At 59.0% G+C, this 23,308-nt stretch carries 22 protein-coding genes and 1 pseudogene; 10 read left to right on the plus strand and 13 right to left on the minus strand.

The window, feature by feature from the left end; translation table 11 throughout:
* Window positions 1-205 precede the first annotated feature (205 nt).
* From FHT73_RS12925 to FHT73_RS12935, 3 genes are read left to right on the plus strand one after another with little or no spacing between them, the layout of a single operon-like run.
* On the plus strand, window positions 206-433 hold the full coding sequence (locus tag FHT73_RS12925; RefSeq protein ID WP_244441547.1) for a hypothetical protein: 228 nt from the start codon (window positions 206-208) through the stop codon (window positions 431-433).
* Between the two features lie 2 nt (window positions 434-435).
* Window positions 436-1,107, plus strand: coding sequence for a response regulator transcription factor (locus tag FHT73_RS12930; RefSeq protein WP_015342375.1), 672 nt, complete (start codon window positions 436-438; stop codon window positions 1,105-1,107).
* Window positions 1,104-2,495, plus strand: a complete 1,392-nt coding sequence (locus FHT73_RS12935) for a HAMP domain-containing sensor histidine kinase (protein ID WP_112399883.1) — start codon at window positions 1,104-1,106, stop codon at window positions 2,493-2,495. Before FHT73_RS12930 ends, FHT73_RS12935 begins: the two co-directional genes overlap by 4 nt.
* A gap of 27 nt (window positions 2,496-2,522) precedes the next feature.
* Here FHT73_RS12935 and FHT73_RS12940 read toward each other — a convergent pair whose 3' ends face one another.
* Window positions 2,523-3,329 (minus strand): MBL fold metallo-hydrolase, encoded by an 807-nt coding sequence (locus tag FHT73_RS12940; protein ID WP_183712116.1) that lies wholly within the window; start codon window positions 3,327-3,329, stop codon window positions 2,523-2,525.
* A 381-nt stretch (window positions 3,330-3,710) separates the two neighbouring features.
* On the opposite strand from FHT73_RS12940, the gene FHT73_RS12945 reads away from it, so the two are divergent.
* A complete protein-coding gene (locus FHT73_RS12945) occupies window positions 3,711-5,396 on the plus strand; it encodes a Na/Pi cotransporter family protein (RefSeq protein ID WP_183712118.1) in 1,686 nt (561 codons plus the stop codon).
* Window positions 5,397-5,459: 63 nt separating this feature from the next.
* On the opposite strand, the gene FHT73_RS12950 is transcribed toward FHT73_RS12945, so the two are convergent.
* From FHT73_RS12950 to FHT73_RS12970, 5 genes are all read right to left on the minus strand, one after another.
* Window positions 5,460-6,377 (minus strand): homocysteine S-methyltransferase family protein, encoded by a 918-nt coding sequence (locus tag FHT73_RS12950; protein WP_183712120.1) that lies wholly within the window; start codon window positions 6,375-6,377, stop codon window positions 5,460-5,462.
* A gap of 63 nt (window positions 6,378-6,440) precedes the next feature.
* On the minus strand, window positions 6,441-7,130 hold the full coding sequence (locus FHT73_RS12955) for an ABC transporter permease (RefSeq protein WP_183712122.1): 690 nt from the start codon (window positions 7,128-7,130) through the stop codon (window positions 6,441-6,443).
* 11 nt (window positions 7,131-7,141) lie between these two features.
* Window positions 7,142-7,867: an ABC transporter permease subunit gene (locus tag FHT73_RS12960; RefSeq protein ID WP_112603066.1), complete on the minus strand. Its 726-nt coding sequence runs from the start codon at window positions 7,865-7,867 to the stop codon at window positions 7,142-7,144.
* 12 nt (window positions 7,868-7,879) lie between these two features.
* The gene (locus FHT73_RS12965) at window positions 7,880-8,653 is read right to left on the minus strand and encodes a transporter substrate-binding domain-containing protein (RefSeq protein WP_183712124.1); all 774 of its coding nucleotides are present in this window, start codon (window positions 8,651-8,653) and stop codon (window positions 7,880-7,882) included.
* A gap of 42 nt (window positions 8,654-8,695) precedes the next feature.
* The gene (locus FHT73_RS12970; RefSeq protein WP_183712126.1) at window positions 8,696-9,475 is read right to left on the minus strand and encodes an ATP-binding cassette domain-containing protein; all 780 of its coding nucleotides are present in this window, start codon (window positions 9,473-9,475) and stop codon (window positions 8,696-8,698) included.
* A 172-nt stretch (window positions 9,476-9,647) separates the two neighbouring features.
* Between FHT73_RS12970 and FHT73_RS12975 the strand changes: the two genes are divergently transcribed.
* Window positions 9,648-10,130, plus strand: a complete 483-nt coding sequence (locus tag FHT73_RS12975) for an Lrp/AsnC family transcriptional regulator (protein ID WP_112337115.1) — start codon at window positions 9,648-9,650, stop codon at window positions 10,128-10,130.
* Window positions 10,131-10,187: 57 nt separating this feature from the next.
* Here the strand turns inward: FHT73_RS12975 and FHT73_RS12980 are convergent, their stop codons facing one another.
* The 5 genes from FHT73_RS12980 to FHT73_RS13000 all read right to left on the minus strand — a co-directional run bounded on the left by FHT73_RS12980 (window position 10,188) and on the right by FHT73_RS13000 (window position 16,658).
* Complete coding sequence (locus FHT73_RS12980) at window positions 10,188-12,329, minus strand: beta-galactosidase (RefSeq protein WP_183712128.1); 2,142 nt, start codon at window positions 12,327-12,329, stop codon at window positions 10,188-10,190.
* 17 nt (window positions 12,330-12,346) lie between these two features.
* The gene (locus FHT73_RS12985; RefSeq protein WP_183712130.1) at window positions 12,347-13,498 is read right to left on the minus strand and encodes an ABC transporter ATP-binding protein; all 1,152 of its coding nucleotides are present in this window, start codon (window positions 13,496-13,498) and stop codon (window positions 12,347-12,349) included.
* Between the two features lie 39 nt (window positions 13,499-13,537).
* A complete protein-coding gene (locus tag FHT73_RS12990) occupies window positions 13,538-14,389 on the minus strand; it encodes a carbohydrate ABC transporter permease (RefSeq protein ID WP_183712132.1) in 852 nt (283 codons plus the stop codon).
* Entirely contained in the window at window positions 14,389-15,264 is an 876-nt protein-coding gene (locus tag FHT73_RS12995; protein WP_112337111.1) for a sugar ABC transporter permease, read from the minus strand. Before FHT73_RS12995 ends, FHT73_RS12990 begins: the two co-directional genes overlap by 1 nt.
* Window positions 15,265-15,380: 116 nt before the next feature.
* Window positions 15,381-16,658 (minus strand): ABC transporter substrate-binding protein, encoded by a 1,278-nt coding sequence (locus FHT73_RS13000; RefSeq protein WP_183712134.1) that lies wholly within the window; start codon window positions 16,656-16,658, stop codon window positions 15,381-15,383.
* Between the two features lie 199 nt (window positions 16,659-16,857).
* Here FHT73_RS13000 and FHT73_RS13005 point away from each other — a divergent pair, with 199 nt between their 5' ends.
* Window positions 16,858-18,003: an ROK family protein gene (locus tag FHT73_RS13005; RefSeq protein WP_183712136.1), complete on the plus strand. Its 1,146-nt coding sequence runs from the start codon at window positions 16,858-16,860 to the stop codon at window positions 18,001-18,003.
* 58 nt (window positions 18,004-18,061) lie between these two features.
* On the opposite strand, the gene FHT73_RS13010 is transcribed toward FHT73_RS13005, so the two are convergent.
* Complete coding sequence (locus FHT73_RS13010) at window positions 18,062-18,745, minus strand: 5-formyltetrahydrofolate cyclo-ligase (protein WP_183712138.1); 684 nt, start codon at window positions 18,743-18,745, stop codon at window positions 18,062-18,064.
* A gap of 107 nt (window positions 18,746-18,852) precedes the next feature.
* Between FHT73_RS13010 and FHT73_RS13015 the strand changes: the two genes are divergently transcribed.
* Window positions 18,853-19,758 carry a LysR family transcriptional regulator gene (locus FHT73_RS13015; RefSeq protein ID WP_183712140.1) on the plus strand — a complete coding sequence of 302 codons (906 nt, stop codon included), beginning with the start codon at window positions 18,853-18,855 and terminating at the stop codon, window positions 19,756-19,758.
* Window positions 19,759-19,810: 52 nt separating this feature from the next.
* A complete protein-coding gene (locus FHT73_RS13020; protein WP_183712142.1) occupies window positions 19,811-20,932 on the plus strand; it encodes an HPP family protein in 1,122 nt (373 codons plus the stop codon).
* Window positions 20,933-21,002: 70 nt separating this feature from the next.
* Here the strand turns inward: FHT73_RS13020 and FHT73_RS29500 are convergent.
* A pseudogene (locus tag FHT73_RS29500) lies at window positions 21,003-21,098 on the minus strand (DUF488 family protein); the annotation flags it as partial.
* Between the two features lie 560 nt (window positions 21,099-21,658).
* Between FHT73_RS29500 and FHT73_RS13025 the strand changes: the two are divergent.
* Window positions 21,659-21,856 (plus strand): hypothetical protein, encoded by a 198-nt coding sequence (locus FHT73_RS13025; RefSeq protein WP_112337105.1) that lies wholly within the window; start codon window positions 21,659-21,661, stop codon window positions 21,854-21,856.
* 309 nt (window positions 21,857-22,165) lie between these two features.
* Complete coding sequence (locus FHT73_RS13030) at window positions 22,166-23,050, plus strand: AraC family transcriptional regulator (protein ID WP_112337104.1); 885 nt, start codon at window positions 22,166-22,168, stop codon at window positions 23,048-23,050.
* Window positions 23,051-23,308 lie beyond the last annotated feature (258 nt).

Below are 23,308 nucleotides of genomic sequence, written 5' to 3' on the forward strand. Positions count from 1 at the left end.
TTCAATTTGCAGCTCTCTTACGGGCGTTGTCAGTGAATTGTAATGTTGGGAAAGCTATGCTTGGTTCGCTGCAGGGCGAGCCCTGTGTGCCATCTCGAAAGAAGGATTGATATCGTTGCGCATATTCGGGCGAAGAGCCGGCTGGCCCCGCTGGCTGTCCGTTCTCTTGGTAGCGGTTCTGCTAAGCTTGCCAGGCATGGAAGCATTGGCTCGTATACATAGCAATGTTCTGGTCGAAGATGCCGGCAGCTTGCGGCCGCTACGCGACATCTATGCGGTCGTTGCGCGCGAAATGCCGGGAAAGGTGCTGCGAATCAAGCGGGTTCGCCGGGCTGGGCGCCAGGCCTATGCCGTGCGTGTGTTGAAGCCGGATGGCAAACGTGGTGATATAGTGCTCGACGGCGCAACACTTGCCGTGATCGAGAGACGCTGAGAATGCGCATTTTGATTGCTGAGGATGAGCCCAGTATTGTGGCGGATATGCGCCGCTGCCTGGAGGATCAGCATTATGTCGTCTCGACCGTGAGCAACGGCGAGGAAGCTTGGTATCGCGGAGATATCGAGCATTTTGATCTTGTCATCCTCGATCTTGGACTTCCGAAGCTTGATGGACTGACGGTGCTGCGACGCTGGCGCGCAGAACGCCGCGGCATGCCTGTCATCATATTGACGGCGCGAGACGGATGGCGCGATAAGGTCGACGGCATGGATGCGGGTGCCGACGATTATTTGACCAAACCCTTCCGCATGGAAGAGCTTCTGGCGCGCGTGCGCGCCCTGATGCGCCGCGCCGCCGGACAATCCTCTCCGATCCTTTCCAATGGCGTGCTGGAGCTCGACACACGCCAGCGCACGGTTTCGTTTCGCGGGCAGCCGGTTCAGGTGACGGCACTCGAATATAGGCTTCTTGCCTATCTGATGCATAATGCCGGCACCGTGCTTTCCCGAACGCAGATCGCCGACAGCATCTATGATGAAGAGACGGAGCTGCTGTCGAACGCGCTAGAAGTGGTTGTAGCGCGTCTCAGGCGCAAGTTCGACGGCACCGTCATCGAAACCCGGCGCGGCCAGGGCTACATCATTCCGCGCGAGGCGCCGCCGTCATGACACCGTTCTCGCTGCGAGGGCGGTTGCTGCTGGGTTCCGTGGTGGCGATCATCGTTGCAACCTTTCTTGCCGGGGTCGGCATCAACGCCATTTCCGGGCTGGCCGTCAGGGCGCTTGCCCTCTCGGAGATAGATGAGGAGTTGCGCGTTCTGCTGGCGGCGGTCGATATAAATTCCTCCAATCAGCTCTTCCTCGACGACACGCCAACGGATCCCCGCTTCGGCATTCCGAATGGTGGCTTCTATTGGCAGGTCGGCCGCAACGGCACCGTCGAGCTGCGCTCCCAATCGCTCTGGGAGCAGAACCTGCCCTGGCTGCGTGCCCGCCCTCGCGATGCCGGGCGAGCGACGGATATGAAAGGGCCGAACGGCAGCCGTCTTCTTGCCGTCGAGCGGTCGATTTCGATCCCCTCGGCCACGGGCGACCAGATCGTCGATATCGTCATGGCGCTCGACAACAGCGAGCTTGCGCCGGCGCGCTGGCGCTTCTTCTACGCCATGGCGCCATCTCTTGGCGTGCTTTCAGCCGCCCTCATCGTGGCTGTCATCGCTTTTCTGCGATACGGGCTACGACCCCTCAATGATCTGCGCGCAGCCCTGATGGCGGTGCAGGAGCGTTCGGCACGCAAGATCACCGGTCAGTTTCCGCGGGAAGTCCAGCCTCTCGTGGACGATCTCAACGGGCTGCTTGCATCGCGTGAAACGCAGTTGACACAGGCACGCGCGCGCGCCGGCGATCTGGCGCATGGCCTGAAGACGCCGCTCGCGGCCTTGGAGGCGACGGCGCGCCTTCTGTCGGAAGAGGGCATGTCGGAGCGGGCCGCAGCCATCCAAACCGAGGTCAGCCGGATGGAGGCGCAGATCAAGCGAACGCTTGCGCAAACCCGTGCCAGCCTGGCGGCCGCCCATACCGTCGGCGTGATGGATGCCAGCGCCGATCTTCAGAAGATCATCTCCGTCATGCGGCGGCTGTCGAGCGAGCGCAAGATCGACTTCGAGCTTGTGGCGCCGCCCGAGATGTGGCTGGCGATCGACGAGGCGGATTTTGCCGACATTACCGGCAATCTGATCGACAATGCCAGAAAGTGGACGGCTGGCAAGGTGAAGGTTCGCCTGTCGCAGTTGCCCGAGCTCGAGGGCGTGGAACTGTGCATCGAGGACGACGGTCCGGGCCTGCCGGAGGATGCCGAGATGGCTTTCATTCGCCGCGGCAGGCGGCTGGATGAAAGCATCGCCGGAACCGGTTTCGGCCTGGCGATCGCCAAGGATCTGGTCGAGGCCTATGACGGCAAGCTGGCGCTCGCCCGCTCTAGCCTTGGCGGTTTGTCTGTCACCGTCAATCTGCCGGCGCGACTGGTCAAGGACAGACAAGCGGCGCTGGAAAACTAGGTCTACGGCATTTCCGGCACAAGATTCTCAGTTTGCGATCGCCTTCAGGTACCTTTCCGCCGAACGCTCCACTACTTGGTTTCCGTCGCTCTCGACCGTTCGGCCGGGAAATGCGCCGTAAATCGCTTCGAAACGATAGGGCCGAACCGCTTCCAATATCCTCGTTACCACCTTGGCGTCGAGCGGAACGAGGTTCGGGTAGCTGCGCATGAAGCTCACGAATTTACGGTCCATGGTCACCTGCATCGTGTCGCCGACGAAGAGGGCGCCGCGCCCGCCTTCGAGCCAGGGGCAATGGAGCACGCAACTGCCGTCGAAATGGCCGCCGCATCGGATCATGGTCGCCGGGCCGATCGACAGCGTCGTGCCTCTCCATGGATGCAAGGCCGCATCCGGCCTTTGCACCCATTCGCTATCGTCGGCATGGATATGGATCGGTGCGCCGCCGCAAGCGGCACTCCACTCAACCATCGACGTATAGAAATGCGGATGGGAGATCGCGATCGCGCTCAGGCTGCCCATCGCAGCAATCCGCGTCTTGCTGGCCTCATCGATGAGGCTGAGGCAATCCCACAGAATGTTACCATCCGGCCCTTCGATCAGAAATGCGCGCTGGCCGATACCGAAATCGGGCTTGATCTGCAGGCTATGAACGCCTTCCGCTTGCTTGGTCCAGATCACGCTATGCGTCTGGCCGATGCTTGCCATATCGGTCCATTCCTGACCTGATTGGGGTACGAATTGACGCTCATCCTCGCAGATCGGGCAGGCTCGCGGCGGTACGTCGCTCTCGCTGAACTGCGTACCGCATGTGATGCAGACAAAATGCGCCATCTCGAATTCCTCGCCAAGCTATCGCCTCAGCCGGCGGACGGGATCTGGCGCAGGCTGAGATCGCTGTATAGGTACATTGGTCAGATATACCCTGGATTACAGGGAAAAGGCGAGGTTGTGTTGCCGTGGATAGAAACCGTCGTTTTTGGACCGATCTTTTCCGGTAAGGCGCTTATTCGTCATAGCGAGGCAATCGTATCTGTGTCGGTTTATCTCGCTGATTTTAAATGAAAAAAATATTACAATAACAGTTTTATGACAATCCGCCCTTGCAAAAGGTGCAAAGACAAAGAACATAGTCGGCTAATGAAAGTTTACAATCTGCAATCTTGATTCCCAGCGCTTGTCTCGGGAGAGATCGCAGGCTTATGGAGGACCATTATGGCGCTTATCCTCGGCCTCGTTGCTCTGGCCGGCCACATCGCCCTTCTGCTCTGGGGCACGCGTATGGTCCAGACCGGCATTCAGCGCGCCTTCGGACCTGATCTGCGGTCTTTTCTGGGCCGCGCGCTTAGCAATCGCACCAAGGCGTTTTTTGCCGGGATCGGCGTCACTGCCATCCTGCAGAGCAGCACGGCAACCGGCCTGATGGCTTCCGGCTTCGCGGCCGGCGGCCTGGTGGATCTCGTGCCGGCGCTTGCCGTCATGCTGGGAGCCAATGTTGGCACGACCCTGATCGTCCAGGTGTTGTCTTTCAATGTCGCGGCGGCTTCCCCGGCGCTGATCCTGATCGGCGTGCTGATGTTCCGCCGAACCGGGAATTCACGCGTGCACGATCTTGGCCGGGTCATGATCGGGCTTGGCTTCATGCTTCTGGCGCTGCATCAGCTTCTCGACTTGATGACGCAGTATGAGGGGTCGACGGCGCTGGCTTATGTCCTCGATGCGATTGCCGCGACGCCGGTGCTGAGCATGCTCCTTGCCGCTATTCTGACATGGGCCGCCCATTCCAGCGTGGCCGTCGTGTTGCTCATCATGTCTCTCGCGAGCAAGGGCCTTGTCGATGTCGACCAGGCTTTTGCGCTCGTTCTGGGCGCCAATCTCGGAACCGCGATCAATCCGCTCATCGAAGGGCAATCGGGGACCGATCTATCGGTTAAACGCCTGCCCATCGGCAATATGATGACACGCATTGTCGGCGTGATCGCGCTGATTGGCTTTCTCGAACCGGTCACGCGCCTGTCGGCGCTGGTGGATAGCGATAGCGCCCGCGCCGTCGCCAATTTTCATACCGCCTTCAACGTCGTTTTGGCCATGGTGTTCATGCCGCTATTGCGGCCCTATGCCGATCTCCTGACCAAATTGCTGCCGCGGAAGATTGACGAGGCCGATCCGACGCGTCCCCGGTATCTCGACCCGGCTGCCAAGGAGACGCCTGTCGTCGCGCTTGGCGCAGCAGCACGGGAGGCATTGAGATTGGTCGATGTCCTCTCCGAAATGCTCGCCGGCGCCAAAGCTGCCCTATCGGATACGGATCGAAAGGCGCTGACGCGATTGCGGTCGCTGGACAATATCCTCGACAGTCTGAATGCGGCCGTAAAGACCTATCTCACCTCGATCGATCCCGATGAACTCGGCGAGGCCGACAGACGACGCTTGAACGAGATCCTGCTGTTCTCGATGAATATGGAACACGCCGGCGACGTTCTCGATCAGAACCTCTTGCCGCATCTGGCCAAACGTCTGCGCCGGGGTCTGAACTTCTCGAAGGAGGGCCAGCTTGAATTGGCGCGGCTGTTCGATCGATTGCAGACGAACCTGCGCACGACGGCGGCCTTGCTCATGACCCAAAACGAGAGCACCGCTCGCATGCTGGCGGAGGAGAAGGTTATCTTTCGCAAAGCGGAGCGTGAGGGTACGGAGGCTCATTTCCAGCGCCTGCGGCAAGGCGGGATCGAGACCGTCGAGACCAGTTCTCTTCACCTCGACCTGCTACGCGATCTCAAACAGATCAATTCCCATCTGGTCGCCGCTGCCGCCTATCCCGTTCTGGAGGAGCGCGGCGAACTCCTGCAAAGCCGGACTCCAGGCCCGGCTCCGCAGGCCGCAGCAACGGTGCATGACTAAAAGACCTATCTCGGTCCTATGGCCAACGATCGCCTTCCGGATCAATGTTCGTGGCGGCTCTTGCTATACGCTTTGAGTAAGGAGAGCCTTCTTCAGCCGATGAATATGCCCGGCGCCAATCCCGCAGCAACCGCCTACCATCGTTGCGCCGGCATCGACCCATGAACAGGCAAAGCGCGAATAGGCGTCGTCATTCAGATCTTGCCGGGTCGCGTGAAGGCCTTCATTGGCGGCCAACTCGCCCTGTTCACCTTCGAAGGCATTGGCATAGACGCCGATCTGCAGATTATGGCCGCTCTGCTGGAAGACCTCCGCTGCGACATCGACGGCCTCTCGCATGACCTCCGGTTTGCTGCAGTTGAAAAGAAGCGCGTCGGCACCGGATGATGCGGCCCAGCGAGCCGCATCCTCGACGGCTTCGCCGGAGCGGAGCTTGGGCGAGGCTCCATTTCTTTGCGCGGCATCGTCGGCCAGTGTGAAGGAGATCCAATACGGCTTGCCGGTTTCGGCGACCGCGGCCCGAACCGCCTCTCCCTCCGCGATCAGGCTGAGGGTTTCCCCGAGCCAGACATCGACATAAGGATCGAGGTTTTCGACCAGAACCTTGAGATAGTCCTGAACGCGTGACGGATCGAAAGTCTGCGGCTCGTAGGAGCCGAAGATGGGCGGCAGCGAACCGGCGACCAGGATTTTTCGATCCTTGCAGGCATTGGCGGCGTCGCGAGCCAGCTGTCCGGAAAGCGCGATGAGATCGGCGCCTTCCTTCCAGAACCGCTCTTCGCCAATGTGGAAGGGGACGAGCGCGTAGCTGTTGGTGGTCACAACGTCCGAGCCGGCGGCGATGAATTCGTCATGCACCTGCCGGACAATCTCCGGCGAATCGACGAGCGCGAGCGCCGACCATTCCGGCTGCTTCAGTTCCGCGCCGAGACGCAGCAGTTCGCGGCTCATGCCGCCGTCGAGGATCAAGGGTTTGCTCATGAATGGGATCTCCAGAATGGTTCGGATCAGCGGAGAGGTTTGATCTCTCCTTCGTGCCGTGGGTTAGCGCCGCACCGGCACCTGCGCTTCCAGGAAACGGAAGCTTCGCGCGATGATGGCTGTGATGATGAGATAGAAGACGGTGACGACAACAAGCGGTTCGTAGACCAGCAGGGTGTCCTGGCGAACTTTTGTGGCAACGGCGTAGAGATCCATCACGGTGACGGTGAAGGCGAGCGGAGTGGCCTTCAGCTGCATGACGATTTCGCCGCCGATCGTCGGCAATGCGATGCGAATGGCCCGCGGCAGCCAGATGCGCCGCGTCAGCGTGAAGGGTCGCATGCCGAATGCGCGTCCGGCTTCCAGTTCGCCTTTCGGAACGGCAAGCAATGCGCCGCGCAAAACCTCCGCCTCATAGGCCGCATAGTTGAGCGTGAAACTGACGGCCGCGAAGAAGAAACCTTCGCGCAGGATCGGCCAGAACAGACTCTGACGGATACCCGGGATGACAGGCAGAAGAGAGCCGACCCCATAGTAAAGCAGCCAGAGCTGTATCAGCAGCGGCGTGCCCCGGAAGAAGGTGCAATAACCACGGGCAAGGCTTCGCAGGATGGGGCCGCCGCTGACCTGGGCGAAGGCGAGGCCGATGGCGATCACGAAGCCGAAGACGACGGAGATCGCAAGCAGCGACAGCGTCTGCACGGCTCCCGTCAACAGAAGCGGCCAATAGGCGGATATCCATGAGAAGGTCATGCCAACACTCCTCAGGCCAGCTTCGGCTGGCCGCGCCGCACTCGCCGCTCGACCAGATTGAATATGGCATTCGAGACGAGTGTGAGGGCGAGATAAATGAGGGCGGATGCCAGGAAAAAGATGAAGTAATGCTTGGTGCTAGCGCCGGCGAGACGCGTGGCGAGGGCTAGTTCCTGGTAACCGACCACCGCGACGAGAGCGCTATCCTTGGTGACGGACATCCAGAGATTGGCAAGGCCGGGCAGGGCATTGGGCAGCAAGGCGGGCAGAATGATGCGACGGAAGCGCAGGCGTGCACCCATGCCGAATGCCTTTGCTGCCTCGATCTGGCCGACGGGGATTGCGAGGATCGCGCCACGCAGCACTTCCGTCATATAGGCGCCTTGCACGAAACCGAGCACGGCGACCGCGACCGCAAAGCCGTTCAGCTCGAACGCCGGCAGATTGAGCGCGGCGAGGAGCCGATTGAGGCCATCCATGCCCGCGTAATAGAGGCCGACGATCAGGATCAGCTCCGGAACGGCGCGGACGGCGGTCGTATAGAGTTCGAGCAGTAGCCGGAGCGGCCTGATGCCCGAGAGCTTGCCCAATGCTCCGCCTGTGCCGAGCAAGAGGCCTATCAGAAAAGCGCCGGCGGAGATGGCGACCGTGGAGGCAGCCCCGGTCAAGAGCACTCCACCCCATCCCGGAGGATAGGGGGAGAGCAGGTCCAGAATGCCTTGTGAGGAGGTCGCCATCGTCGCGATCGTTTACTTGGCGCCGTAGATATCGAAGCTGAAATACTTCTTGGTGATTTCGTCGTATTTGCCGCTTGCGCGCACCGCGGCGATTGCCGCGTTGAGCTTTGCCTTCAGCTCGGTGTCTTCCTTGCGAAGGCCGCCGGAAACGCCGGCTCCGAGGACTTCCTTGTCGTCGGCGACGTCACCCATCTTGGCGCAGCAATCCTTGCCGCTTTCGCTTTTCAGGAAGGCGTCAAGCGCAAGGGAATCGCCGAAGACGTAGTCGATGCGGCCTGCAGCGAGATCCTGAAACGCCTCGTCGAGCGTCTGGTAGGTCTTCTCATCCGCGACCTTGGCGAAGTACTTCTTGTAATATTCCGACTGGATGGTCGACACCTGGATGCCGATGGTCTTGCCCTTGACGTCGTCTGCCGTGGCGCCAGTCTTTTGGTCCTTGGGGCCGATCAGCGTGCTGGGTGTATTATAATATTTGTCGGTGAAATCGATGATCTTCGAGCGCTCCGCCGTGTTCGACATCGATGACCAGATCACATCGAATTTCTTGCTCTGAAGCGCCGGGATGAGACCATCCCAGGAAAGCTCGACGATCGAGCATTTCTCTTTCATCTGCTCGCAGACGGCGTCCATCATGTCGATTTCCCAGCCCTGCCATTTGCCGGAGGCGTCCTTGGCGAAGAAGGGCGGATAGGATTCGTTCATGATGCCGAAGCGAACCTCGGCCTGCGCCGCCATCGAGGAAAGCGCGAAGGCCAGTCCGGCGAATAATGTGGAAACCAGTCTCATATATGGGATTCTCCTAATGTGTTGTCTGCGAATTGGAGTGGATCAGGTCGTCAGCATGCCGGTAAATTCCCGACAGCGGGTGCTGATCGGGGCGTCGAAGATCTGCTTTGGCGGCCCTTCCTCCTCGATCCGTCCCTGATGCAGGAAGAGAACATGGTTCGAGACGTCTCGGGCAAAGCGCATCTCGTGGGTGACCAGCAGCATGGTTCGTCCCTCCTCGGCGAGATCGCGGATGACCTTGAGGACTTCGCCGACCAGTTCGGGATCGAGCGCCGATGTCGGCTCGTCGAAGAGCATCACGGCCGGATCGATGCAAAGCGCGCGGGCAATCGCGGCTCTTTGCTGCTGTCCCCCGGAGAGAAAGGCGGGATAGGCATCGCGCTTGTCGTAAAGCCCGACTTTATTGAGAAGAGCCTCTGCCTTCTCAATCGCCTCGCGGCGAGGAACGCTAAGGACATGCACCGGCGCCTCGATGATATTTTCGAGGACGGTCATGTGAGCCCAGAGATTGAAGCTCTGGAACACCATGCCCAATCCGCTGCGCATGCGTTCGATCTGGCGCCAGCTTTTCGGCTGCATCTGTCCATGGCGCCCCTGCTTCAGAGCGACTTCCTCGCCGTTGACGACGATGCGGCCGCGATCGGGCATCTCAAGCAGGTTTATGCACCGCAGGAACGTGCTTTTCCCGGAGCCGGACGAGCCGATGATAGAAATCACGTCCCCTTGTTTGGCGGTGGTTGAAACGCCCTTGAGGACCTGATGTGACCCAAAGCTCTTGTGGAGATCTTCCACACAAAGAGCCTGGGAGGGCAGCTCTGTCATATATAATTCCGATGAAAAACAATTTGCGGAGAATATCGCGAAGAGCAGCCGAATTTGCGCGCAATTTCCGATCAATTTGCATAAAAAAAGCAAAAATGTATTTCTTGTGCATCTTTTATGATGGAATAGAGATGTCGTCGCCTGATTTCATCGCGCCTAAAGGAGTGGGGAAATGGAAAGTCCGGATCGTTTTGATCGCGATATTCTCGATATCGTCCAGCGCAATTGCCAGCTCACGGCCGAAGCAATCGCCGAGGAGGTCGGGCTTTCGACGTCAGCGGTACAACGGCGCCTGAAACGGCTGCGTGAGGACGGTATCATCAAGGCGGAAATCGCAGTTGTCGATCGCAAGGCGACCGGGACGCCGATGGTGTTCATCGTCGGCATGGAGATCGAGCGGGACAACTACGATGCGCTTGCGAAATTCCGCCTTTGGGCGGAAAAGCAGGACCATATCCAGCAAGTCTATTATGTCACGGGCGCTGTCGATCTCATCGCGATCGTCACTGCGCGGGATGTGGAACACTATGACGATATCGCCGCCGTAATCATGGCGGAGAATCCGCAGATTCGGCGCATGCATACGAATGTGGTGCTACGTGACGTCAAGCTTGGATTGTTCGTGCCGCTGGCAAACGGTGACGATGAGGGTTGATCGAGGTGTAGCCGCGGTGCCGAGGCTTCCCCCCGGCGCCGCGCTTTGCGGATCGTGTCAGACGGATTGCTCGATCACAAGCACGCCGTAGCCTTGAAGCTCGCTCCGTCCCGATATCGTCCTGCCGGTCAGCAGGTCAATCCCTTCAGGCAGGTCGACGATTTTCGTTTCATGCTCCGTATTGAGCACGAACAGCAGCTTCCTGTCATCGCTCTCGCGCAGCGACACTTCGACGCCGGCAGGCAGGTTCTCTACCAGCGGTGCCGCAACGCCGTTGCTGACGAGAATCTCCCCGATGACCTCTGCGAGCGGCGGGGTGAGGTAGGTGCCGAGATAATAGACCTGCCCGTTGCCATGCCGGCGGCGCGTCAGCATCGGCGTGCCTTCCAGGAAGCGGTCGGACCAGCGGCCGACGATCTCGGTATCTGCGGTCGTTTCCAGCTTCTCGTAAAGGTGCCCGGCCTCAAGCTGACGATTGCCGATCGTATAGGCATATTTGCGTGAGGCCGAGGATGCCGGCGGACGCGGGGATGGCTGATGGCTGCCGATGCCGCCCTCGCGGAAACCGCTGAACAACCCATCCGCCCCCGGAGCGGAGACTGGTCCGAATTCGTAGACGCTGACGCCGGAAAGCTTGGAAAGCGCGGTGCCCGGCGCCTGGGTGCGGATGATGTGGTTGTTGTCATCGCGGGTGCCTGTCATTGCCGACAGGATGAGCGTGCCGCCGTTGGCGACGAACTTTTCCACCGCTGCCGACCACTCTTCCTTCCACATGACCCAATGGGGAACATAGAGCGCCTTGATGCGTGAGAGATCATCTTCCGGATGGATGAAGCCGCAGGCAATACCGGCCTGATAGCATGCGCGGTGCAGATGGGCTGCATCCTGCATCGGGCTTGGCAGGCCGATCGCATAGGTCTTGTAGGCTTCCTGATTGTCGAAATCCGCGCCGGCGATGGCAATATCCATGCGGACGGTCGTGCCAAGCAGCTTGCCCTCGATCTTGCGGATGTCGGATGCGAATTGTGTTGCTTCCTCGTAACGGCGGCGCGGAACATCATCGTGATCGATAATACCGTTCCAGTAGATCTCGGCGCCAAAATGCGCCGGGCGCCAGCGGAAGAACATAAGGCCGTCCGCGCCGCGCGACACCGAAGTCATCGCCATGCGGCGCATCTCGCCGGGCTCCGGCACGGAGGAGGAGAAGCCCGGCTGACTGCCGAGGCCGGACGCCTGTTCCGGAACGATGAAATTGCCGGAATAAGCGCGGCATTGGTCTAGATGGAAGGCCTGCGTGACCGCATGACCGCCGCCGCGGCGCATCTCGTCATAGAGGAACGGGTAGATATCGAAGCCGATGAAATCGAGATCCTGGCCGAACTGGCCGCGGAAATCGATGTCCACAAGGCCGCCCAGATTATGGAAGATGAACCATGCCGGATTGGTCGCCCGCAGGATTTCGACCTGATCATGCTGAAAGAGCGCCGTCGCGAAGGCGAGGAAGCGATGATAGTCCTGCACGTGACCGGGGCTGGAGAAGGACGGGTTCATCGGCTGCGGGAAGACGATCTGGTCGAAGGTCTGGTAAGCCGTTGCCCAGAAGTCGCCGCCCCAGGCGAAGTTCAAGGCTTCGATCGTTCCATATTTTGCGCGGCAGAACTTCTGGAACTCGATGAGCGCCGATGGCGAATAGCTTTCGGAGGTCGTCGTATTCAGCTCGTTATCCGTCTGCCAGCCGATGACATCCGGATTGTCGCGATAATGCTCGGCCATCGCGCGGGTAATCCGTTGGCTGTGCCGGCGCAGCACCGGGCTCGTCGTATCGCAATGCTGGCGCGATCCATGGCTTGCCTCTCTGCCATTGGCATCGACGCGCAGGACTTCCGGATATTTTGCCGTCAGCCAGCGGGGCGGTGTTGCCGTCGGGGTGCAGAGAATGGTCTTGATGCCGTGCTTGGCCAAGACGGCAATCGCCTTGTCGAAGAGAGAGAAGTCGAAATGGTCCTCATGCGGCTCCATGATATGCCAGGCGAATTCCGCCATGCGCACCGTGTTGAACCCGGCAGCGGCCATGCGTTCGGCATCGCGGTCCCAATAGCTCCCGTCGACATGTTCGGGATAATGCGGAACGCCGACCATGAAGCCGTCGAGGTTGAGCGTCCGCCAGACAGAGAGCGGCTTTCTTTCCAAAACTTTCATGAGGTCACAAGCTTTCTTTACAAAGAGGCAATGATGGACTTCGGTCGGCTGAGGGTTCTGCCATCGGGACCGAAGAGGTAGAGGGAGGATGTGGCGGCGGACAGTTTGATCTGCTCGCCAGCCGAAAAGCCGGTCGCGTTGCCGAGCTGAACGGTGAAATTGCGTGTCCCGCTTTCAGAGCCGACCGTTGCGAGCGGACCCGCGTCTACGTAGAGAATAGTTTCGCGTCCGAGCTGCTCGACGAGGCGGACCTTGCCATCGAAGGCAATTGCGGTGTCCTCGCTGGCGGCGCCGATCTTCAGCGATTCTGGCCGAACGCCGAGGGTGAGGCTCGCCTGTGCTTTAAGATCGCCGACATCGGCTACAGGAACGAGAACCGTCGTGTTGCCGCCTTCGAGTGCGACTTCAGCTACACCGTCACGAAGGGAAACGAGCTTCGCATTGATGAAATTGATCCGCGGCGCGCCGAGGAAGCCAGCGACGAATTGGTTCGCCGGATTGTGATAGAGATTGAGCGGCGCGCCTTCCTGCTCGATTATCCCCTTGTTGAACACGACGATGCGGCTCGCCATGGTCATCGCCTCGACCTGATCATGCGTCACATAGATCATCGTCGAGCCAAGCTGCTGATGCAGCGTCGAAAGCTCGACGCGCATTTGCGTGCGCAATGCCGCATCGAGATTGGAGAGCGGTTCGTCGAAGAGGAACACCTCCGGCGAGCGGGTGATGGCGCGGCCGATCGCGACGCGCTGGCGCTGGCCGCCCGAAAGCTGCTTCGGGCGCTTGTCGAGCTGGTCGGATATTCTGAGGATTTCAGCCGCGCGCTTGACGGCAGCGTCGATTTCGACCTGCGGGCGCTTCGCCATCTTCAAGCCGAAACCCATGTTCTCGGCGACCGTCATGTGCGGATAAAGCGCGTAGGACTGGAAGACCATGGCAATGCCGCGATCGCCGGGCTCCTCGCGCGTGACATTGCGGCCGTTGATCCAGATCTCGCCCGAACTGATGTTTTCGAGCCCGGCAATCGTCTTCAGGGTGGTAGACTTGCCGCAACCCGACGGGCCGACCATGACGATGAATTCACCTTTGTCGACGGAAAGATTGATCGAACGCAGGGCGTGGTAGCCGCCGTAATGTTTGTCGATGTCGATCAGCTGTACATGGCTCATGAATGATACTCCAAATCTGTTCGCGCGGTGCGGGACATGTCAGCCCTTGACGGCGCCCATGGTCAGGCCCGCGATGAAATGCTTTTGCATCAGGAAGAACATCAGGACCGGCGGGACGGCGACGAACAGGGTTGCTGCCGCCACGATGTTCCAAGCGGATGTCCATTCGCCCCTGAGGTTGTTGAGGCCCGCCGTCACCGGTTTGACGACATCGCTTTGCGTCAGCACGATTGCCCAGAAATAGTCGTTCCAGACGAAGGTGAAGATCAGAATCGCAAGCGCGGCAAGGGCAGGCCGCATCAGTGGTATGACGACATGGCGCATCGTCTGCCAGGGGGAGGCGCCTTCCGCACGCGCCGCCTGGAACAATTCGTCCGGCAAAGCCGCAATGAAGTTACGCATGAACAGGGTCGCAAAGCCGGTCTGAAAGGCGACATGGAAGATGATCAGCGCGAAATAGGTATCGTATAGGCCGACCGAAACCATGAGATCGCGCACCGGGATCATCATGATCTGCGCAGGCAGGAAGTTGCCGCCGACAAAGAGTGAGAAGAGCAGGGCGTTGCCCCGGAAATTATAGCGGGCGAGCACATAGCCCGTCAGGGTCGAGAATACGAGGACCAGCAGCACCGAAGGCAGGGTGATGATGAGGCTGTTGATGAAATAGCCCCACATGTTGGTCTGCTGGAAAACCGCCTGGAAATTCTCGACGAGATTGAAATGCTCGGGCCAGGTCCAGTATTTTCCGGCCATGATCTCATCGGCCGTCTTGGCCGCCGTCAGCATGACGGCAACGAGCGGCAGCAGCCAAAGTATGAGGATCAGGCCGACGAAGCCGGCATAAAGGCCGCGAGGCGCGGGCTTTTCTTCAGGGATTGGGCGAGGATACATCAGCGTGTCTCCCGTTCCATGCGCACCATGACGCGCAGATACCAGGTGATGAAAACGATCATGATTGCAAAGAGGACAGTGGCGATGGCAGCGCCGTAGCCGAAGCGATAGGAGAAGATTGACTGCTCGTACATCTGATAGGCCAGCACTTCCGATGAACCGAAGGGGCCGCCCGATGTCATCACCGCGATCATGTCGAAGGATCGCAAGGCGCCGACCACCGTTACGGCAAGGGCAATGAAACCCACCTGGCGCAATTGCGGCAGGACGACGTGCCAGAGCATGTTCCAGCCGCGGGCTCCGTCGACGCGCCCGGCGCCGATGATGTCGGAGCTCAGATTGTTAAGACCAGCGAGAAAAAGCACCATGCAGAAGGCGATCTGCGGCCAGAGCGCGGCGATAACCACGGCGAAGGTCACGAAATGCTCATCGGCAAGCAGGGCAGGCGCCGTCGCTCCAAAGAGACTGAAGATGAGCGCAAGGAGTCCGTAATTCGGATCATAGACCCAGCCGAACACGACGCCGACCGTGACTGTGGCGAGCACCAGCGGAATGAAGAAAAGCGACTTCAAGATCCGCATGCCGGCGATCTGCTGGTTGACGAGCAGCGCCAGCGCCAACCCGAGCGGCGGTGCCGCCATGAACATGACGAGCCAGATGATGTTGTTCTTCAGCGAGACGTAGAATTGCTGATCGGCAAAGAGTTCGGAATAGTTTGCCAATCCCACCCAGCTCTTCTGCCCGACGCCATCCCAATCGAAAAACGAAATCCAGATCGATTCCACGGAAGAAGCGATGATGATCGTTCCGAACAGGATGCATCCAGGCACAATGAAGAGGACGGGCGTCAGCCAGTTCCTGTGTTTTTTCCACATGGCTCAGACTTCTTGGTTCGATAATTCAGGACATTTCTGAAAGCGCGATTCTTCAAGAGAGGCGCGACGGGTCGTCGTATAAAGCCGACGCCCCGCCGCGCCCTGGTCCGGGAGGACTATTTGAAGATGCGCGCGCGGGTCTTTTCGAGCCGCGCCAGAATCTGGTCACGCCGCTCCGGCTTGACCATGAATTCCTGGAAGCCCTTTACACCGTCCTGCGCCATGTCCGGATCGGTATCGCGGTCGTAATATTGCGACGTTCCCTTCACGCTCTTGAGCGATTCCACGGCGATATTGACCAGTGGGTCCTTGCTCGGCGGGCAATCGTTGCGTGGCGGAATGGTGCCTTCGGCTTCGAGGAATGCGCCGAGATTGTCAGGCTGATAGAAGTGAGCCAGGAAATCACGCGCACCTTGTCGGTTCTTCGCCTTGGCGGGGATGTGCACGGAATTGACCGAGAAATCCTCATAGCGTTGAACGCCAGGGACGATTTCCGGGAAGGGAGCGAAGGCGATCTGGCCTTCGTCGCTTGCCGGGAAGGCGGATTTGATGAAGCCTCCGAGGTCCATCATCGCGGCCTTCTTCTGTGCGAGAGCTGCCCCCGCCTGTTCCCAGCCGAATGACGGCGCGCTTGCGGAGAAGAAATTGGCCTTGATGAGCTCTTCCCATTTGTCGAAGACCGGCTTCAGCACCGGGTCGGTATAGGGAATCTTGCCCTCCATCAGGGCGAGGTGCTTGTCCAGACCGTTGATGCGCAGGTTCATGTGGTCGAACCAGCCGCCGGTCGGCCAGAGTTCCTTCGTGCCCATGCTGATCGGTGTCATGCCGGCGGATTTCGCCGCTTCGCCGAATTTCAGGAAATCGTCCCAGTTCTTCGGCGCTGTCCAGCCCTTCTCGGCAAAGACATCCTTGCGATAGAAAAGACCCCAGAGAATGCCGCCGAGCGGCAGACCGTACTGCTTGCCGTTGACGGTAACTGCTGTCATCGTGGCACCGAGCTTGTCGCTATAGCCTTCCTTGGCAAACAGGTCGGAAATGTCGTCGAACAGTCCGCGATCGACAAAAGCCTTCATTCGATTGCCGGAGAACCAGAAGCAGACATCGGGAGCGCCGACAACGAGATAGCTACGGATGGCCGTCTTGTGGGCCTCGTGATCCATATTGTTGATGGTGACTTTCGTCCCGGTCTTCTTGGTAAAATCAGCCGCGATGCGGTCAAGGACGGCCCGCTGTCCAGCATTGCCGATATCCGAAATGATCGTCACCTCGCCGCCATTGGCAATTGCCGGGCGATAAAGCGCCGTGGTCGCCAAGGCGACCCCCGTGCCGATCATGAACTGGCGCCGAGACGCCTTGATTGCATTGACGAGTGAAAGTTCGTTCTTCGATGCCATCTATTTCCTCCCTAGGTACATCAAATCCAGGCCCGCCCACAGATATGGGCAGCCGCTAACCTTCAGAAATTACGCAATAAACCGGCAATTCCGCTTGTGCTGATACAAGCAGACATTCCTCCATTGCCATGTGCTATTGCATACCGTATCTTCCGAGAAGCGACAATAGTTAATTTACAAAATTAATTTAAGGATCATCGTGCGCGGCAACCCTGGTACTTCCCGAGCCCTTAATCGGCGGCTCATCCTCAACCTGCTCAGAAATCGGGGGGCGATGCCGCGTGCCGAAATCGCCACCGTGACGGGCCTGAGCCCCGCGGCAGTGACTTTTGTAGTCACGGAATTGATCGACGAGAGGCTCGTCATCGAGGGAAAAGCACAGACGGGTGCGACGGGACGGCGGCCCGTGCCGGTCGATATCAATTACGACGGCCACCTGGCTGTCGGTTTCAAGCTTCGCCACGACAGCATCGACTGCGTCCTTACCGATCTCGCCACGATGCCGATCGCCTCTTTCGATATGCCTGTGTCGGACACACGGCCGGAAACGATGGTCGAGGCGATTGTGGCGGCGATCCCGAAACTTCTTGCCGATGCCGGCCGCACCGGATCACCCGTTATGGGCGTCGGCGTTTCCATCCCCGGCGAGGTGGATGCGGTCAACGGCATCTGCATCCAGAGCCCGCGCTTTGGCTGGCGCAATCTTGCCTTTCCCGAATTGCTGCGTGAACGGGTCCATGTCCCGGTCTGGATCGACGACGACATCAGCGCCTTCACCGTCGCGCAGCGGCTCTTCGGTGCGGGCCGCAACTACAGCAATTTCGCGACGATCGCCGTCGGTACCGGTGTCGGGTCTTCGCTGGTTATGGGAGGAGAGATCTATCACGGAAGCCATGGCTTGGCCGGAAAGCTCGGTCACGTCATTACGGTACCCGGCGGCCGACTTTGCGAATGCGGGAGACGGGGTTGCCTCCAGGCTCACACAGCCGAGGCTGCGATGATCGAGGACTGGGGCCGACAGAGAGGCGCAAAGGCCAATCGCGACGAATTCGCAGCCGCGATCGATGGCGGCGATCCGGCGGCTCTCCAAGTCATGGCGGAAGCCGGCGAGCTGATCGGGCGCCATCTGGCCGATCTGGTGAACCTGTTCGATCCCGAGGTTCTCATTGCCGGCGGCGAAGCCATGCAGTTCGGCGAAGCGATTCTCGAGCCGATACGGCGTTCGATGGCGAAATATGTCTTCTTGAATATGCCGGAATTACTTCCTGACTGGGTGCCAGGTTCGTGGGCGCGGGGGGCTGCCGCCCTTGCGACCCAGCACTTCTTTGATCTGGATGTTGAATGATGCTGCTGCGCGTATCGGTCTGACATATGCCGAGCGAACCGGTTATTGCGCAGCGAGATCATCGATAGCGCGGTCCCGTTTGCGTGATGATCACATCCATCGGAATGTCGTGAGCGAGCGGACGGATGGTGTCGATCGCCTGCGATTCGAAGCCGACGCCGATGACCAAAGGTTTGCGCTCGAGAGCGGCGAGGGTTCTATCGAAAAATCCACCCCCATAGCCAAGACGGTAGCAATAGGGATCGAAGCCGACCAATGGCGCGATGACGATATCAGGAATGGCTTCCTTGCCTTCCGCGGGTACAGGAATGTTCCATACCCCGCGTTCAAGCCTCTCTCCCATTTTCCAGGATCGGAATACTAGCGGGGTTGCCTTCGCCACGACCACGGGCAACAGGCAATCTGCGCCGCGCGCCGTTGCGGCTGCCATCCATTCTCTAAGGTCCGATTCTCCCAGGAATGGCCAAAACAGGCTGATACATTTGCCGCTGACGTCACCAACGATCTGATCGAGATGATCAGCAATCGAGCGCGTATAGGCTTTCCGCTGTGCCGATGGCAACGCCTTTCGGTCATCGATCAAGCGCTGCCGCTGCATCTTTCGCCACGCGAAAATATCCGAGATCCGGCTCTCGTGGGGTGAGATGCTGCTATAAGCCGGGTCGACTTCGTGCAGCATGCAGGCGGGCGACGCATATTCGCGGATGTCTTCGTCGGTTTCGTGTCGATCCGATTTTGCCATGCGTTCCAATGCTCCCGGTCCGGGCAGGCCAACATGCTTGAGCTGCGGGAATGATTTTTATATAGGGAATGATAAGGCAGCTTAATTCCTGAATCGAGATCTTTTCGTTGGACCTTTCATCGATCGAAATATTTCTGGCGGTCGCGAGCGATCGCAGTGTGACCAAGGCTGCGAAGGCCGTCGGACGCGTGCCGTCGAACGTGACGACGCGCATCCAGCAGTTGGAGGACGACCTCGGCGTCCTGCTCTTCAGCCGTGACGGCAAGAAGATGACGCTGACAAAAGAGGGCGAGACGTTCCACGTCTATGCCAATCGTCTTTCGGCGCTTGCTCTTGAGGCACGCCAGGCGGTCAGGCCCCGGCGCCCAACAGGCACCTTGCGCTTGGGAACGATGGAAAGCACGGCGGCAAGCCGGCTGCCCGCGGCGCTCAGCCGGTTCAATCATATGTGGCCGGATGTGGCGCTCCAACTGACGCTTGGCGCTTCCCGAGATCTTGCCCGAGATGTTCTGCGCGATGTGTTGGATTGCGCGCTGATCGCCCGGCCGCTGAAAGCGATGCTGGATGAGGATCCAGATTTCGCGGACGAACTCAGGCAGCTCGAAGCCGAACCGGTATTTGTCGAGGATCTGCTGCTGCTGTTGCCATCCGGGCATCCTGCGATCCGATCCGCCGCCGATTTGCGGGTCGGATCGATTGCCGCTTTGGAGCCCGGATGCACTTATCGCAGGATTGCAGAGGGCTGGGCACGCAGGTCGAGCGCTTTGCCGACGACCGAACTTGGTTCCTATCATGCCATCCTGGCCAGTGTAGCGACCGGCAATGCGGCAGGCGTCATACCAAAGTCGGTTCTCGATCTCATGCACTGGCCGGCGCCGGCGGCGACGCATCAGCTTGCCGTCGTCGATACGGTTCTGATCTCTCGCAAAACCGATCGCCCGAGTTCCTTCGATGCGTTTCATGAAGTCCTCGGCGCCACTAAGGGAAAGAGCGTGCCGTCGTTGCCGAACTAGCCGGCGTCCTGCCGTTCATCCTCGAGAGATTCTCCCTTAAACTGGTTCCATCATGCAGCATTCAGAGCCCCACAAGGCCGGCTCCAGCCGGTTCCGCCTGTTTTCCCCGATCCTCGCCGGAGCCACCTTGCGCGAACGGCTGATCGCCTGCCTTGGCGCCTTGATCGGCATTGGCCTTACGGGGGTCATCAGCGGTTATCTCTTCGGGCAGGGGCCGCATCTTCCGCTGATCGTTGCGCCGATGGGAGCGTCCGCAGTGCTGCTTTTCGCGGTTCCGGCAAGTCCGCTCGCCCAGCCGTGGTCGATCATCGGCGGCAATACTATTTCGGCCATGATGGGTATTATCGCGGCCTATCTGATCCACGACCCGATCATCGCGATCGGGGTCGGCGTCTCGCTTGCGATAGGAGCCATGTCATTTACGCGATGCCTGCATCCGCCGGGCGGCGCGGCCGCGCTGACCGCCGTTCTCGGCGGCCCGGTCGTTGCGGGCTGGGGCTTTCTGTTTCCCTTCGTACCGGTTGCCTTGAATTCCTGCATACTCGTCGGCCTCGGCCTGGTGTTTCACAAGCTCTCCAGGCGCAACTATCCGCATGTCGCCGCCAAGCCAGCCGAAAACACCCATCAGACGCGCGATCTGCCGCCGCCTTTGCGGGTAGGCTTTCGTGAGGAGGACGTCGATGCTGCCCTGGGCGTGTTTGACGAGACCTTCGATATTGATCGCGCCGACCTCAGCCGCCTTCTGCGGCAGGTCGAATTGCAGGCAGCGATACGATCGCATGGAGATATAAGCTGCGCCGACATCATGTCGCGCGATGTCATCGCCATTGACGAGCACGCAGGGCCGGAGCACGCTCGGCAACTTCTGCTGAAACACAATATTCGCACCTTGCCGGTGAAGGACCCGGAGGGTCGCCTCATCGGTACGGTCGGGTTGCGCGAGCTCTCGGCAGGCCTCGACACTATCGTGCACGCCGTATCGAAGCCGGCGGTTGCCGATGCTGCCGATCCCGCTTTGTCGTTGTTGCCCGTTCTGACAGACGGACGAACGCATGCGGTCATCGTCGTCGATGCCGACCGGCGCGTCCTCGGTCTGATATCGCAGACGGATCTTTTGAGCGCCATGGCACGGCTCCTGCCGAAGAAGGACATTCCGGCGCGGGTGGTCATCTGAATACGGTGGAGACAGTTATCGCTACCATCGAACGCTGCACCTGACGCGGCGTAACACCGCCGGCCTAGCTCTTGCTGATGCCGCGAGGCCATAAACGGTCGACCAGGATACGCTTGCCGCCGCCGCCGTCCGCGGGTTCGTAAATTCGCTTGATCCGTAGAGACATATTCACCGCCTTCCCGGGGCGGACGACGGCAGCCGATGATAACATCAGTCTGCAGGGCTTGGCCAATGATCCGGAGACCCGCGGCTTTGCATCTTACCTGTCGTGACGGGGCATGATTGGCAGCGATTCGCAGTTCACCTCAATCCATCGGACGCACAGCGTTGGGGCAGGCGCGCTTGATTTCGGCGATAGATGTTCGCGGATTGGTTGACTTTCCCGCTTCCGACCGCGTCGACCTGCATCAATCGCCGGCACCGTGATGCTGCGGCCATAATTATGGCTGTTTCTGGCGGTCGATCAGGATCAGAGATTTGCCGGAGTGCTTTGAAGTCCACTTGCCTGGACAGTAGAATAACTTCTACTTTTCTTTTATCTATTGCGGCTCGGCCGGGGAGTTGCCCAATGATATAGAGTTAATGGCTGTAATCAAGTTTGGCTTGCCTACAGCATAGTGATAGTGTGACTTGGCGCAGGCCCATGAAAATCTGCGAGCGTCCTTTCAGATTTATTTTGTGGTGAGGCTGTGTTAGCTGACATATATTGCGACTGCGAGAGCGAGAATGGTAGAATTCAAATTTAGCGAACCACCTCGAGGAAATGCGGAAGATCTCTCAAAGGAATGTCAGCGCCAGTTGCGGCCTATTGTCAGTCAAATCGTCCAGGCAGCAGCAGCAGCTGGATGGGACAAAAAAGATGTGCTTCTAGCGATGGTGGACGTTGCCTGGGATCTTTATGAAAAGCGTCGAGATGACGCCTAGGTCGCATAGCGCGCAATCGTTTTCCCACTTTTAAGGGAAGTATAGACTGAATCCTGACTGCACGTTTTAATGGTTTTTTAGAAAATTCTATCTCAACCAAAAGAAGAAATGGTCTGATGGCATACCCTTTCTTAGCTATATGGCTATCTCCCCTTCCAAACTTGGCGATTTATACTATTTAATCTTCCGCAATAAGCTGCTTGCGGCGGCAAGCGGCGGGCAGAGTTGGGAAATGAGATCTCAAATGAAAGTGGGATCTGATCTGCCTGTTGGTATTTGCAGGACTTCGTTCGGGCGGGGCGATGAAGAATGGGCTATGCGGGTGAGGTCCGGGAACGGGCCGAACGATATGTGTTCGATATAATCCCTGAACATGCAGGGCCGAGAAAGACGACCGCCCGCGGGAGCGTTATCAATTCCGTACGCAATCCCGGATCGCAGACATTTCTCGCCAAAGAGCATGCGATGGGGATTGTACTGGCTCCCATGCGCGGCTTGCGAGCCTCTCTCGGCAGCGACCGAATCACCCAATATGATGCGCCTGTCGGTTGCCTCATCATCAATCCCGCCGGTGTGGATAGCAGCCTTGCCTGGTCCGAAACCAGGAAAAATCTTGTCGTCGCCATTCCTCCGGACACTCTGTCGGAGCTGGCGCTTCAGGAGTTCGATCTCGCGAACGTAGAACTCCGGCCACCTGCCTTCGGAACCGTCGATCCGATCGCGCTCGATATTGCGCAGAGGATTTCTGTCGAATTAACCGGGAAGGCAACTCCGAATGAACTCTTTCTGGATTCATTGGTTACGCTCTTTAGTACCCATCTCATCCGCAACTATGCAAGCAATATGAAACAGCTTCCGTCGCCAAGGGGAGGGCTCTCCGCCAAAAGCGCCCGTCGCGTTGAAGAGTATCTCCGTGAACATTTTACGGAAAAGGTTCATGTCGCGGAACTGGCGGCTGTCGCCGGCATTTCACCCAATCATTTCATCGTAAGATTCGCCAAGACATTCGGCATGCCGCCTCACCGCTACCTCATAAATCTGCGGTTAGACCTCGCCGAAAAATTGCTGGCCGAAGGTGAAATCGCGATCGCGGAAATTGCCTATATGGCAGGGTTTTCGGATCAAAGCCATTTGGCGACCACGATGAAGAGATACCGGGGACGCACGCCTACAGAGCTTCGATATATGCGATAACCGCATGGGCTTGAACGCAAGCCCGCTTCTGTCCCAAACCAATTCGAGTATTCCCAAATTCGCTATTTCCCGCGTCCATGCGAGAGATGTATGGCGGGGATGGGCGTCTTCCCCTCATGCGGCAGAAGAGATTTTTCGGAATGGAAAGAACCGCTTGGTGCTCATCGTCCGGCGGTTCGCCTCTTCGTGCAGAACAGCCTAAGGTTAAGTGTGGCAAAGTGGCTACACCCGCAGCCGGCTAGGCAAAAAACCGTAATT

Source organism: Rhizobium sp. BK098, from assembly GCF_014193155.1.
GTDB lineage: Bacteria > Pseudomonadota > Alphaproteobacteria > Rhizobiales > Rhizobiaceae > Rhizobium.